10 protein-coding genes and 1 tRNA gene are annotated in these 13393 nt (G+C 65.5%); 6 read left to right on the forward strand and 5 right to left on the reverse strand.

All coding sequences use genetic code 11. From position 1 onward, the window contains the following. Positions 1–3: 3 nt before the first annotated feature. Genes K3163_RS01425 through ftsE form a run of 3 tightly spaced genes read right to left on the reverse strand, consistent with a single transcriptional unit; the run spans position 4 to position 2188 of the window. Positions 4–534, reverse strand: coding sequence for a YdcF family protein (locus K3163_RS01425; protein ID WP_221427136.1), 531 nt, complete (start codon positions 532–534; stop codon positions 4–6). Beyond that, the gene (locus K3163_RS01430) at positions 531–1466 is read right to left on the reverse strand and encodes a cell division protein FtsX (protein WP_221551262.1); all 936 of its coding nucleotides are present in this window, start codon (positions 1464–1466) and stop codon (positions 531–533) included. The genes K3163_RS01425 and K3163_RS01430 overlap by 4 nt, the downstream gene beginning before the upstream one ends. Beyond that, positions 1463–2188 carry a cell division ATP-binding protein FtsE gene (ftsE, locus tag K3163_RS01435; protein ID WP_221551264.1) on the reverse strand — a complete coding sequence of 242 codons (726 nt, stop codon included), beginning with the start codon at positions 2186–2188 and terminating at the stop codon, positions 1463–1465. The genes K3163_RS01430 and ftsE overlap by 4 nt, the downstream gene beginning before the upstream one ends. A 160-nt stretch (positions 2189–2348) precedes the next feature. On the opposite strand from ftsE, the gene K3163_RS01440 reads away from it, so the two are divergent. From K3163_RS01440 to K3163_RS01450, 3 genes are all read left to right on the forward strand, one after another. Beyond that, positions 2349–3179 carry a zinc-ribbon domain-containing protein gene (locus tag K3163_RS01440; RefSeq protein ID WP_221551266.1) on the forward strand — a complete coding sequence of 277 codons (831 nt, stop codon included), beginning with the start codon at positions 2349–2351 and terminating at the stop codon, positions 3177–3179. A 115-nt stretch (positions 3180–3294) separates the two neighbouring features. Further along, positions 3295–3381, forward strand: a tRNA-Leu gene (locus K3163_RS01445). Positions 3382–3484: 103 nt separating this feature from the next. Further along, positions 3485–4834: a bacteriophage N4 adsorption protein A gene (locus K3163_RS01450; RefSeq protein WP_221551275.1), complete on the forward strand. Its 1350-nt coding sequence runs from the start codon at positions 3485–3487 to the stop codon at positions 4832–4834. On the opposite strand, the gene K3163_RS01455 is transcribed toward K3163_RS01450, so the two are convergent. After that, positions 4799–6202: a patatin-like phospholipase family protein gene (locus K3163_RS01455; protein ID WP_221427131.1), complete on the reverse strand. Its 1404-nt coding sequence runs from the start codon at positions 6200–6202 to the stop codon at positions 4799–4801. The two genes, K3163_RS01450 and K3163_RS01455, sit on opposite strands and share 36 nt — an antisense overlap. Positions 6203–6346: 144 nt before the next feature. Here K3163_RS01455 and K3163_RS01460 point away from each other — a divergent pair, with 144 nt between their 5' ends. Beyond that, positions 6347–7966 (forward strand): FAD-binding oxidoreductase, encoded by a 1620-nt coding sequence (locus K3163_RS01460; protein ID WP_221551286.1) that lies wholly within the window; start codon positions 6347–6349, stop codon positions 7964–7966. Positions 7967–7975: 9 nt separating this feature from the next. Here K3163_RS01460 and K3163_RS01465 read toward each other — a convergent pair whose 3' ends face one another. Then, on the reverse strand, positions 7976–10753 hold the full coding sequence (locus K3163_RS01465) for a phosphoenolpyruvate carboxylase (protein WP_221551288.1): 2778 nt from the start codon (positions 10751–10753) through the stop codon (positions 7976–7978). 236 nt (positions 10754–10989) lie between these two features. Here K3163_RS01465 and mtnP point away from each other — a divergent pair, with 236 nt between their 5' ends. Then, complete coding sequence (mtnP, locus tag K3163_RS01470) at positions 10990–11862, forward strand: S-methyl-5'-thioadenosine phosphorylase (RefSeq protein ID WP_221551290.1); 873 nt, start codon at positions 10990–10992, stop codon at positions 11860–11862. Further along, positions 11859–13361 carry a glycerol-3-phosphate dehydrogenase gene (gene glpD, locus K3163_RS01475; RefSeq protein WP_221551291.1) on the forward strand — a complete coding sequence of 501 codons (1503 nt, stop codon included), beginning with the start codon at positions 11859–11861 and terminating at the stop codon, positions 13359–13361. The genes mtnP and glpD overlap by 4 nt, the downstream gene beginning before the upstream one ends. Positions 13362–13393 lie beyond the last annotated feature (32 nt).

Below are 13393 nucleotides of genomic sequence, written 5' to 3' on the forward strand. Positions count from 1 at the left end.
GGATCAGACCGGCAGCCCCTGCGAAATCTCCGAGGCCAGCAGCTTGTTGTATTCGAGGAAGAGCGTGGCGAGATCGGGGTGCGAAACCACTGCATCTTTCACGATCCTGGTGTCGGCGGGCAGCGATCCGGAGACCTCCGAATGGGCGCGCGCCATGTGCCAGTCGGTCGTCACGAGACGGGCGGAGGTGAACTCCTTTTCCTTCATCCACTGCGCGACTTCGCCGGCATTGCTGCGCGTGTCGACAGCGAGGAAGCCGAGCGTGACGCAGCAATTCATCAGGCGGTTCGAGACCTCGAACTGCTCGGCGAATTCTGCGGGCTTCACCTCCGGATCGACGCCCGAGACGAACATTTCCTTGGCCATGCCCTGCTCGACCACTTCGATGCCGCGCGCGATACGGCCCTGGCCGCCGGTCAGGACGATCACCGCATCGGTTTCCGTCTTCGCGGCAGGCGCAGGCAGCGAGACCGCGAAGGCGAGAAAGCCGAAGGCGTAGATCAGGAAAAGCGCTGCAAGGAAGCGTAGGATCACAGCATTTTCCGCAAGCTGGAGATAACCGTCATGCGCGCGGTGTAGACGGCAATTCCGACCGCGAAAAGCGGGATGAGGGCAAGAATTGCCCAATCGAAGGCGGAGAGTGTCCCTCCTGCAACCATTCCGGAATCGAGCGCAGCGAAGCGCGAGGCCATGAAGGCGATGAAGACTGCTCCTGCGACGAGGCCGAGCAGGCCGCCGGCAATGGCGTCGAACAGGATCGACCTCTGGAAGACACGGGCGATCTGGTCGTCATTGCCGCCGAGCAGGTGGACGATCTCGATCGTGTCGCGGTTTCCTCCCAGAACGTTGCGGGCAGCCAGCCAGACCGCCGCCGCGCCGACGAAGGCGAGCAGCGCGATCATCCCCAGCGCCATGAGCTGGAGGGCGCGTAGCGCGGAGAGGACCGGCGCGAGCCATTGCGCCTGGCTGTCGATGCGCGAGCCGGGTGCGGCGTCCTCGATGGCTGCACCGAGCCGTTCGAGTTCGGCCGGACCGGCTGAGTCGCGTAATTCGACATCGACAAGTGCCGGGAGCGGGACCGCCTCCATGCCTTCGCTGCCGCCCAGCCAGGGTTCGAGCAGTTCCGCGACTTCGGCTTCCGGCACGACGTTGAAACCGGAGACCGCCTCGTCCTGTGCGAGCAGGTCGACGACCACCGCGACCTTCGCCGCGCGTGCTTCCGGATTGGCCTCGATGACCTGGACGGTAGCGCTTCCGGCAAGATCGCCGCGGGCGCTCGAGACCATGTTGGACAGGGCGAGCGCGCCGCCGGCGGCAAGCACGGTGAGCGCCACCATGACCGCGATCACCCAGGGGATCGGTCCGCCGAACCGCGCTCGCGGCAGGAGATGGGCGGCGCGCCTTCCGCGAAAGGGCGCAAGGCCGCGGTCGACCGCGCTGCCGATAGTGGGAGGCCGCTTGGTCATGCGCCCGTTCCTCCACGCCGCGGCGGGTATTTGAGCGCGCCGGTCGGATCGAGCATCGTCCCGTTGCTCAGCCGCATGATCAGGCTGTCGGGCACCTTGCGCAGCAATTGCAGGTCGTGGGTCGCCACCACCACGGTCGTGCCGAGGCGGTTGAGCGCCTCGAACAGCCGCATGAGCTTCAATGCCATGTCGGGATCGACGTTGCCGGTCGGTTCGTCGGCCACGAGGATCTCGGGCCGCCCGATGACCGCGCGCGCAATCGCGACGCGCTGCTGCTCGCCGCCCGAGAGCGTGGCGGGGCGCGCATTGGCGCGATTGGCGAGACCGACCCATTCGAGCATGTCCTCGACCGGACCGCGCAGGTCGGCTTCGCGTACGCCCGAGACACGCAGCGGCAGGGCAATGTTGTCGAACGCGGACAAGTGGTCGACGAGCCGGAAGTCCTGGAACACCACGCCCATCCGGCGGCGATAGGCGGGCAGCTTGTCGCGCGGCAGGGTGATGACGTCGCGTCCGAACATGCGGATCGCCCCGCGCGACGGGCGCTGGGCGAGGTACAGCAACTTTAGAAGCGAAGTCTTGCCCGCGCCGCTTTCGCCGGTGAGGAAGTAGAACCGCCCGGAAAACAGCGTGAACGAAATATTCGACAGGACCTCGCGCTCGGTTCCGTAGCGCAGTCCGACATTATCGAACTGCACGATATCGCTTTCCGCGACGCTCACCGCGGGCTCTTGGCCGATTGGGGAAGGGGAAATACCGGGCTCATTGCTTTAATTGGGGCCTATAACCCCCCTTCGGTGTGGAAAAAAGCCGCTTAGGCCTTTCGCGCACAGCTCCGCCGCTTGTCGTGATTCGCCAGCCCCGATAGAGCCTCTGTTCACCATGATTATTGCCTGCCCGGCCTGCAGCACCCGTTATGTCGTGCCCGACAGCGCCATCGGCGTCGATGGCCGGACCGTGCGCTGCGCCAAGTGCAAGCATTCGTGGTTCCAGGAAGGATCGAGCGCGGAAGCGGTGAGCGAGAGCGAAGCTGTTACTGCTCCGGCGCCCGCTCCCGCGCCTCCACCACCACCGCAGCCCGAGCCTGCCGACGAGGTCGCCGAGAGCGAACTTGTACCGCCGGCAAGCGCCCGCGAGAGCCTGCCCGATTTCGACGAGACGCCGCCCCCGTCCTACGACGAGCCCGCGCACCGCGAGCCCAGTTTCGACGCTGAGCCCGAAGAAGAGCCCGTCCACGAAGACGATCTCGTTTCGCGGTTCGACCGTTCGCCGCCCTTCGGCCCGCGCCGCAATACGCTGAAGCTCTGGACCTGGGCCGCAGCGATCTTCGCCCTGCTGGCGGCAGGCGCACTGTTCGCGATGACGCGCTACGGCACGCCAACCTGGTGGCCGGTTGAAAAGCCGCTGTTCGGCGAGGCCCAGCCCGACCTTCAGATTGCATTCCCGGCCGACCAGCAGCGCTGGCGCGAGCTGGAGAACAAGACCTGGATGTTCACCGCCCGCATCGAGGTGACCAACACCGCCCGCGAGGCGCGCAAGCTTCCGCCGGTGCTGATCGTCATGCTCGACCAGCGCGAGCGCCAGGTTTACAGCTGGGTGGTGCAGCCCCCGCAGCCCACGCTCGCCCCCGGGGAGACGATCACGATCGACGAAGCGCGGACCGATGTGCCGCGCGGAGCGGTCTATGCCGACGTGGGTTGGGCCCCTCTCTGAACGCATAGTCGAAAATAGGTGCTTGCCGCCCTGCGAAGCTGTTGCTAGGGGCGCGCTCCTACCGGCGGGAGCAGCTGGTCTCACATGTGAGATTCGCTTCCGATGCAGACTGTGTGCGGTCGTGGCGGAACTGGTAGACGCGCAACGTTGAGGTCGTTGTGGCCGCAAGGCCGTGGAAGTTCGAGTCTTCTCGACCGCACCAACAGTCCCCTTCACGCGAAGGGGGCAAGCCTTTCGAAAAATCAAGCACTTGCGCTTGGCGCATCCATGCTGCACTCCCTTGTGTTCAACGGGAGGGGGAGCGGATGCACAAGGCTGCGTTCGGCGTGCTTTTGTCTGTCTGCCTGGCATCGTCTGCGCTCGCGCGCGATGCCGCGGACGATCCCTTCCTGGCTTACGAATCCGGACAATACGCCGAAGCGGCCCGCGCGGCAGAGGATGCTCTCGCCCGCGATCCGGACAATTCCGTCTGGTGGGCCCTGATTGGCGAGGCGCGCGCGAAGCTGGATCAGCACGCCGATGCGGCGGAGGCCTTCTTCAATGCCGCGAAGAACGAGACCGATGCCGAGCGCCGGAGCTATCTCCTGCGTGCGCAGGCCTTGCAGCTTGTCAGCGCGGGCAGGCGGGATGAGGCGCGGGTTGTCGTCGGCTCCGCCCTGGCGGATGATGCCCTTGAGGCGCGAAGCTCGCTCGACTGGGCGATGGTCGCCATCTCGGCAGGCGACGATGCGGCGGCACAGGCCATCCTAGCTGACGAGGCGCTGTACTCAGGGTTCTCGCGCCAGAGTGCTCTCGACGCGGGATACAGTGCCAAGCGCGAAGGGCTCGATGCGCGCGCCGTGCGGTTCTTCGAAATCGGGCTGGCGCTCGACGAAGATGAACCGGAGCCGCTCTCGCCAGCGAAACGCAACGCCATTCGCCGCGAGACCCGCGAGCTTTCGCGTGACTGGGCCTTTCTCTTGCAGGCGGGCTACAGCTCTGCCGATCGGCCCATCGGTCCCGTCAGCCTGCCGCTCGGCAATGACGAGGCATGGCAGGTGGGCGCCGAGGTTTCGCGCCGTATCGGGGGATGGCGCAACGGCCGGCCCGTCAGCGTCTTTGCGCGGGTTTTCCAGTCCGAGTTCCTGTCGGGCGATGCGGCGACACGCGATACGACGCAGGGCTGGGTGGGAATTCGTTACAAGCCCATTGCTTCGCTCAACCTCAATCTCGAGGCGAGCAGGCTTGTGGCCATCGACGATGAAGCGCTGGACGACTGGTCGCTGCGCGCCCTTGTCTCGGGCGGGCGGGGCCTCGAGCCGGAAACCGGCAAGCGCAACTGGACCTACGCACATTACTATGCCGACGCATCCTACCTGCTCGATGCAGACGTCACCTATGCGGTGGCGGAAGGCCGATTCGGACGCTCTTTCTTCATCGACGGGGGCGCGACCACGCTTACTCCCTATGCGGTTGCGCGTGCCGACCTCGATACAGGCCGGATCGCGGAGGAAGCCATCGGCGCAGGCGCCGGGATGTCGCTGCGCCACTGGTTCGATGAAACCGAAACCAGCGCGGCGCGGGGCTTCATCGACTTGGATGTCCAGGCCCGCGAGCGGATCGCGGGGAGCGAGCGGGCATCAGGCGTGATGGTGACCATGACGATTGGGCGTTGAGCGCGGGTCGAGCGTCGCCATTTCCCACCAGGGGCCGCCTTCGCGTTCGACCTTGTGACGGCCGAGGTCGCGCAGGCACGCCATGAAGGCGGGCTTGAACATCTCGCTTTCCTTGCTGCAGTCCGCGCCTTCGCACTGGCATTCGAAATCGTCGTAGCCGTCGGCCGTCGTCACCCAGATGCGGCCGTGCGGATTGAGCAGGCGCAGGTTGGCGATGGCGCCGATCTCGCTCTCGTTGACCAGCAGGTCGTAGCCGCGCTGGCCATTGGCGAGAGGGCCGTCATTCGCATCGAGATCGGGGTCGGGCTTGCGCACGGTCGGGCCGTTGCGGACCACGAAGAAATCGGGCGTGACTTCTTCCTGCTCGTGACCCGCGGGGTTCTCGTCGTCGGGGTGTCCCGCCTGCCTGCGAACCTCGTCGTGCATGGCTTCCATCGCGCGTTCGAAGAAGACCGAACGCCGTACGCCGCCGTCATAGAGCGAGCGGTCGCCATGCTTGCTCTTGGTGACGCGGAGCTGCTGGTGGAACACCGGCATGGCGGACGACGCCATGGTCGCCGCAGTGAGCGCATCGACGGCGCTTTCCCAGTTGGGAGCGTCGCGCACCAGCCCGCGTACGTCGACATAATGGAACAGGCCGCAATGTGCCTCCACGAATCCGATGTAGCCGGCGATCGAGCTGTCGCGGATCGCCTCGAGCATGGTCGGATCGCCGTTCTCGAAGACGGCATTGCGGATGCGCTTGCGCAAAGGACCGGTGCCGGCCTGCGCGCCGCGCAGCAGCATCTGGATCATGCCGCGATTGTCGACGACATCGCTCTCCTTGGTCGGCGAGTAACCCCATTCAAGCCGCTCCATCGCGTAGCGGCGGGTCTCCTCCTTCGCCTTGCCGTCGAGTGCGACCATCAGCAGGATCGTCTGAAGCGAGCCGGTCGAAATGCCGGTGATGATGCGCACGTTGTTGATCGCCAGGCCATTGGGGCTGCGATCGTGGAGCGTCTTGAACAGTCCCGCGCCATAGGCACCCCACTGCCCGCCGCCCGACAGCATCAGCACCTTCTCGCGCTCGCTCATCGCGGCCTCTTCGGCCTTTGGGCGCGGCGCGCTCTTCAACGCGGGGGCCGCAGCGCGCGTGACCATGTCCTTGAACTCGCCCGCCATGGGATCGGGCTCTTCATCGTGATGGTCGACCACCGCGTCGCGCTGGATGTCGCGGATGAAGCGGCTGGGCGCTGCATGGTGGACGTGGTCGTGGAAATGCTCGCAGGGGATTTCCTGCGGCCCCCAGTTGAGCCAGCGGCGCAGGAAAAGGAAGCCGCCGACAAGCACTGCGATGGTCGCGATGGCGATGAGAATTGTCTGCAACATGCTCTTTCCCCCATGGATGTTGCCTTGCACGCTGATTGCGCGTCGTTTTTAACCAATAGCCTGCGCGAAGGAAGGCGGTATTGGTTACTGCCGACATTCGTCGCTTTTGCAGCGCGGCAGGGTTCGCGACCGGGGGGGAAGCATATGACGCAGATCGAGAAGAAATTCGGCGGACCTTGGATCAACGAGCATCGCTCGATCGCGAAGATCCACCGCCGCAAGTACGAGCTGCAAGAAGATGCCGGCGACGACGTCGCCCACGAGCTGGCCGGAAGGGGTCGCATCCTGCGCGAATTCATCAGGTCCGAGGCCGATCGCGACCGCGAATTGTGCATCACCGGATCGGGCTGGTCGCAGAGCGATCTCTACTACAATTTCTCCACCCTCGTGACGACGGACAATGACCACGGGATCTGGGAGATTCCCGATGAAGCCTTCCGCGAAGGCGTGGAGGGTCGCCACCGCTACGCGATGGTCACCGGCGGCACCAAGATTTACCAGTTGATGGACTGGCTGGGGCGGAGCGGGCGCGATTTGTCGCTGCGCACTGCCGGATCGCACAAGGGACAGTCGCTGGCTGGCATCGTTGGCACCGGCTCGCATGGCTCGACGCTCAAGGAGACCGGCTGCGAAACGCATATCCGCGGCATGGTGCTCTCGCGCGGCAAGAACCGTGACGTCTGGCTCGGCTCGCCCGACCACCCGGTCCTGCGCGACGACTGGATCGAGGAGTTCGCCTCGGTCGGCGACAGCGCGATGTTTGCCGATGCGCTGGTCCATCTGGGCGGCATGGGCTTCGTCTCGGCCTATCTGATCGAGGCGGTGGACGAGTTCTACTGCGGCCTCGTCAAGCGCGCCCGCGTCCTGCCCGACAACTGGTTCGAGCTGGTCGAGCAGGGCCGTTTCGCCGAGGCGGTGGGCGACATCACCGATGGCCGGGACCCGCATTACTACGAACTGACCTTCGATCCCTTCGACGGGCTCGGCCACGAGGTCTGCGAGACCATCTGGACTGAATATGCCGCTGCGACGAAACCCGACAATCTCGGCGGGCAGGTCAACCGCACCACGCTCGAAGCGATCAGTGAGAAGGGCGCCAAGGGCCTGATCGGCGTCACCAAGCACGAGGACATCGACGCGAACCCCCTCCCGGCGGAAGACATCGAAGGCCGTATCCGCGATCTCATCGATGTGCCCAGGCAGATTTTCGACGACTTCAAGGACAACGCCTGCGACGAGCGCGACACGCCGCGCACGCTCGCCCAGCTGACCGCCGAATGGCAACCGCACCGGCTGATGAACATTCGCGTCGACGTCTACAATGCCGCGCTAGCCGTCCCGCGCGAACGGCTGGGCGAGGTGATGAAGATCGCGATGGACATGGCCGAGGGCGAGGGCAACATCCGCCAGTTCAGCAAGGACTTCGTCTATACCGTCCGCTTCGCGAAGAAGAGCCCGGCGACGATGGGATTCCTCAAGTTCGAGGACAATGCGATCATCAATATCGACGGGCTACCGAAAAACTTCATTCTCGGCACCGATGCGCCGATGGCAGCCGAGCATCTGCAGCACCTTTTGAAGAAGGCGGACATCCCCTTCACCATGCACTGGGGCAAGGATGCGCAGCTCGGCGCGAAGGCGATCAGGGAGCAGTATGGCCTTGCGGTCGACCGCTACCGCGCCACCCGCGAAGCCTTGCTCGAAGAAAATGCCGAGGTATTCGTCTCGCCCGCACTCGAACAATGGGGCCTTGGCGAGGACTGACGCTGCTGCCTAACCGTGTGCGCCGAACTGGTTGGCGATCGCGGTCGAGATGCGCAGCGTGAGCGAGTAGGATTCCTCGATCGGGTCGATGTAGTCGCGCCGGATCGCGTCGTAGCCCTCGCTGCCTGCCCGCGGGTATTGCGCGGTCTCCTCCATCGCGAAGTCCTGTGTGGCCGGAATGCTCGCCGGGAAGGCGCGGCGCATCTGGGCGAGCGCCTCGTCGACGCGCAGCGTGAACACCATCTCGAGCACGTCGCGCCGGCTGATGTCGTTGGCGCGGCTGAAGGCCGGGACCGAGACGGCTTTCAGGAACATGTGCTGGAACAGCGCCAGCCTCAGCGATTGCAGCACGCCGATGGTGCGGCGCGCCTGTTCGCGCTCAGGATGCGGTTCTTCGTCGGGCACGAGATCGAATAGCCGGTGCAGCTTCAGGGCATCGACGCGCAGGCGCGAGGCAAGGCGGCGGAAGACGCCGTTGCGATCGTCCTGGATGAGGTATTCGGCCAGCGTCTCGCAGGCCTTTGCGAGGTGCTCCTCGGTTCCGCGATAGGGGCGGCTCGCCCAGTAGGCCGAATTGAACAGCTCGCCATAGGCGGCGACCGTCTTGATGCTGGCGAGCGCGTTGGATGCGCGCACGAGGCGCATGATCTGCCGCCCCCGGGGGCTTTCGCGCAAGAGCTCCGCGATGTCCTCGTAATTGCTCTGCGCCGCGCTGCCCACGCCGGCGATGATGTTCACCGGGTAGCCGAGCTGCTGCAGGATCGCATTGTGCGGAATCGCGCGGATCTGGCGAAGGCTCATGTCGCGGTCAGCCGAGAGGTCCGACTGGCGGCGCGAGACGCGGCTGCCGGTCGAGTTAAGCAGGCCGAGGCCGAAAGCGGTCACCGCGCGGCTGTAGGTCCGGCTTTCGAGGTGCGACTGCTGGTGGTCCTTGATCGCACGGTAGAAATCGAGGCTGAGGTCGGTGCGCCGGTAGAAGGGATCGGTCGGGACATCCGGATCGGTGTCGGCGGGCGCGAGCTCGGCGATGGTCGATAGCGTCGCCAGCGCCAGCTTCGGCGTTGCAAAGAACATGTAGCCATCGCCGCCCTGGAAACTCGCTTCCGGCTCAAGCTGGATGCCGGCACGCGCGAAGCGACGGCGCGCCCAGGGGCTCATCGGCCATTCGAGCCTGTCCTTGAAGCTGTTGGGGTGAGCGCCGCGGCCCATGCCCTCGCCATGCGTGTTGAACACCAGCGCGGCGACATCGGTCATGTCGTTGGCCACCATGGCATTGGCGAGCCGCCCTTGCAGGCGCTCGATCGCGAGGCTCGCCGGGATCTGGCCGACGAAGCGGCCGGCATCGGAAAAGCCTGTCTGGATCGCCACGCGGCCGCGCTTCCGCGCGTAGTCGCGATAGGCCTGCTCCTTGAGCAGCGAATCGAGGAAGCGCCCGCCATGTTCAAGTGCGGTCTCGGTCTCGAACAGCGGCGAGACATCGACCTTCTCGTCGATGCCGAAGAGCTTGGCGAAATAGAGCGCGGAAAGGACCGTCGCGGGCTGTTCGCATTCGGCCACCAGCATGCGGATCGGCGCATCGGCATCTACGTGCTTGAGTATCTGCGCCATGGCGAGGAACTGGCGCACCGCGGTCGAGCTTTCGACTGCCAGCGAGGCGAAGTTTGCCGAGAGCGGCTGCGCGTTCGAAACCAGCTCGCGCAGCGCGCCGACCGCGCCCTTGCTGCCGAGGTCGAGATCGGCGCCGCCCTCGATGCGCGAGCGGATCGCGTTGTGAAGCTGCTTGGCGTTCACGCGGAAATGGATGTGCCCCATGCCGAGGCCGTCGGCACGCATTGCGGCTGCCAGCGTCTTCAGGGCAATCGCGCGTTCGGCATCGGCCGACAGCGCCTCTTCTTCGAGCTGCGAGACCAGCGGCGCAAGGCTCAGCAGCTTGTCCTCGCCTTCAGCCGTCAGCCGATTGGCCGCCGCCGACAGGTCCGCATGGTCTGACAGGTCGCCTGCGAATTCCTCGGCGCTCGAAGCTGCGCGAGCGTGTGCGGCGCGCAGCGTTGCGACCAGCGCGTGGCCTGCGTCGATCTCCTCCAGTTGCGCGGCATAGCGTTCGAGCCGCTGGGCCTTCTCGGAGAGGCGGAAGGCGATCGAGGTGTACCACTTGATGTCGGTACGCCCGTCCATGTCGTAGCCCACCCAGCTGGCGAAACGGAACGGCAGGGGATCTAAGCTGCGCCACTGGTCGGGCCAGTGCGCTGCCGCGCAGGACAGGACGCTGCGATTGATCTCGTCGCGCGCATCCTGCGCATGGGCAATCGCCCGCATCGCGCGGGTGTGCTCGTACTGGAGGGTGATTTCGGGCCGTTCGGCGTTCGGCGCTGCGGAAACCGGATCGCCACCACCGGCAGCCTCGGCCACCGCATCGGACTGGTCCGGCGTCAGCAGGAAAGTCGGATGGGCAGTGAAGACGACGTGCAGCTGGGGATGCGACCAATGGTCGCGGAATGCTTCGAAACCATCCGAAGCCTTGCAGAATTCCTCCATCCGCCGTGCCGCGTCCTGCGGTTTGACGAGTGTGCACAGCCGGTCGGCCCGCGTCTCGAGCGAGCGTGTTTCGAGTTCGCCAATCAGCGAGGCGATGTCGCCGAGCGAGATCTCGCCTGATTCCAGTTCGCGCGACAGGTCATGGGCCAGCTGGAATACCGGGTTGAACAGCGGCGTTTCCTGGGTGCGTTGATGCAGCTCGCGCAGGCGATGCGTGAGCGTGGCAAATGTTAGCGGCTGCAATTCCGGCACGGTCCGGTTCTCCCATGGTTCCACTTATCTACGATGATTGCGCGGCAAAGTGCCGGGCGAGTCAAGCTGGCACGCTGCATTGCAGCATGAATAGGTTTGCGCATGCCGATTAAGTGCATGCTTTACTTGTGCCTTGGCTTTCTTCACCCCTGCCAGACCGTTAACCCAAAGCGCCAACCCTCCGGTGACATGCCCCGTGCTTGGGCAATTATCGGGGCAATCAGGGGGCAGAATACATGAGCGAGTGGACCATCGGCATCATCGGGGGCTCGGGCCTCTATGCGATGGACGCGCTGGAGGACCGCCAGTGGATCGAGGTTTCCTCGCCCTGGGGCCAGCCTTCGGACAAGATCCTGTGCGGAACGATCGGCCATGTGCGCGTGCGCTTCCTGCCGCGGCACGGGCGCGGGCATGTCCATATTCCTTCCAAGGTCGATGCGCGCGCCAATCTCGATGCCCTGAAGCGGGCAGGCTGCACCGACATCCTCGCGATCAGCGCGGTGGGTTCGTTGTCCGAGGAACTGGCGCCGGGCCGCTTCGTCGCAGTCGACCAGTTCATCGACAACACGAAGGGCCGCCCCTCGACCTTCTTCGACAGCGGTTTCGTCGCGCATGTCTCGATGGGTGATCCGGTCTGCTCGCGTCTGTCGAAGTATGCCGCCAAGGCCGCCGAGAAGGCCGGTGCAGACGTGACCGAAGGCGCAACCTACCTCGCCATGGAAGGCCCGCAATTCTCCACCCGCGCCGAAAGCAAGCTCTACCGGCACTGGGGCGCGGAAGTGATCGGCATGACCGGCATGCCCGAGGCCAAGCTCGCCCGCGAGGCCGAGCTGCCCTACGCGCTGCTCGCCATGGTCACCGACTGGGACAGCTGGCGCGACAGCGAAGACGCGGTCGATGTCGGCGTGATCATCGAGCAGATGAACAAGAATTCGGCGATTGCGGTGAAGACGGTCGAGGCCTTCTGCAAGGGCCTGCCCAAGAAGCGCACGCCATCGCCGATCGACCGCGCGCTCGACGATGCGGTGCTCACCGCGCCTGACAAGCACGACCGCGAATTGATGGCCAAGCTCGACGCGGTCGCCGGACGCCTGTTCCGCGCTCAATGAGCGAGGCCTACGACCTTCTCGTCATCGGCGGCGGTATCAACGGCGCGGGGATCGCGCGCGATGCCGCCGGTCGCGGCATGAAAGTGCTGCTGGTCGAGAAGGACGACCTCGCCTCGCACACCTCTTCGGCCAGTACCAAGCTGGTGCACGGCGGGCTGCGATATCTCGAGCAGTTCGAATTCCGGCTGGTCGGCGAGAGCCTGCGCGAGCGCGAAGTCCTGCTTGCCAACGCGCCGCACATCATCTGGCCGCTGCGCTTCGTCCTCCCGCATGTGAAGGGCATGCGTCCCAAGTGGATGCTGCAGCTGGGTCTCGCGATCTACGATCGGCTCGGCGGGAAGAAGACGCTCCCCGGTTCGCACCGGCTCGACCTGCGCAAGGCGCCGCACCAGGCGATCCTGCAGGACAGCCTCAAGTCCGGCTTCGAATATGCCGATTGCTGGGTCGAGGATTCGCGCCTCGTCGTGCTGACGGCGATGGATGCCGAAGCCCGCGGGGCCACGGTTCTCACGCGGACCGAATGCACCGCCCTCGAACGCCATGCGGACAGCTGGACAGCGACGCTCGAGGGCGACGGGGGCAAGAAGACGGTCGAGGCCGCCTGCGTGGTCAATGCGGCAGGACCCTGGGTCGATACGGTCGCCAGGACCGCGCTCGGCAGCGGCACGCCCGCGCACCTGCGGCTGGTCAAGGGCAGCCACATCATCGTGCCGCGCGCCTATCCGGGCGACCACGCCTACATCTTCCAGCAGCCCGACAAGCGTATCGTCTTCGCGATCCCCTACGAGCGCGACTTTACGCTGATCGGGACTACCGACATGCTCTACGAGGGCGATCTCGACCGCGTGGAGATCAGCGCGGAGGAGCGCGCGTATCTGCGCGAGGCGGTCACGCGCTATTTCAGGAGCGGGGTGACCGAAGAGGACATCGTCTCGACCTATGCAGGCGTGCGCCCGCTCTACGAGGACAAGGCGGCGAGCAATTCCACCGTGACGCGCGACTACGTGTTCGAGGTCGAGGCAGAGGGCGGCGCGCCGATCCTGTCGGTCTATGGCGGCAAGATCACGACCTATCGCAAGCTCGCCGAGCATGCGCTCGAGAAGCTGGCCGGCCACATCGACGTGCCGGGTGACGGCTGGACCGCCGATGCGCCGCTGCCCGGCGGCGACATGAAGGATGGCGATTTCGCGCACTTCCTGTGGGAGGCGAGCGAGCGCCACCCCTGGATCCCGCCGGAAATGCTGCTGCGGCTCGCCCGCGCCTACGGCACGCGGCTCGACATGGTGGTGGGCGAGGCAAGCTCGCTGGAGGGGCTGGGCGAATATCTCGGGGGCGACCTCTACGAGGCCGAACTGACCTATCTCGCCACCCATGAATATGCGCGCAGTGCAGAGGATGTGCTGTGGCGCAGGAGCAAACTTGCCCTGCATTTACCGCAGGATGCGATCCTTGCAGTAGGGGCGTGGTTCGACGCTCGCCGCGAGGCAGCCACGCCGTAGCGGCGGCGCCCGTTCACAAAGCTTGAAAGCGC

The sequence above is a fragment of the Qipengyuania xiapuensis genome, assembly GCF_019711395.1.
GTDB lineage: Bacteria > Pseudomonadota > Alphaproteobacteria > Sphingomonadales > Sphingomonadaceae > Qipengyuania > Qipengyuania xiapuensis.

Excerpts from the sequence above, each read along its gene's own strand:
- K3163_RS01430 (WP_221551262.1), bottom strand. The coding sequence starts at position 1,466 with ATGACCAAGCGGCCTCCCACTATCGGCAGCGCGGTCGACCGCGGCCTT.
- K3163_RS01440 (WP_221551266.1), top strand. The coding sequence starts at position 2,349 with ATGATTATTGCCTGCCCGGCCTGCAGCACCCGTTATGTCGTGCCCGAC.
- K3163_RS01450 (WP_221551275.1), top strand. The coding sequence starts at position 3,485 with ATGCACAAGGCTGCGTTCGGCGTGCTTTTGTCTGTCTGCCTGGCATCG.
- K3163_RS01455 (WP_221427131.1), bottom strand. The coding sequence starts at position 6,202 with ATGTTGCAGACAATTCTCATCGCCATCGCGACCATCGCAGTGCTTGTC.
- K3163_RS01460 (WP_221551286.1), top strand. The coding sequence starts at position 6,347 with ATGACGCAGATCGAGAAGAAATTCGGCGGACCTTGGATCAACGAGCAT.
- mtnP (WP_221551290.1), top strand. The coding sequence starts at position 10,990 with ATGAGCGAGTGGACCATCGGCATCATCGGGGGCTCGGGCCTCTATGCG.
- glpD (WP_221551291.1), top strand. The coding sequence starts at position 11,859 with ATGAGCGAGGCCTACGACCTTCTCGTCATCGGCGGCGGTATCAACGGC.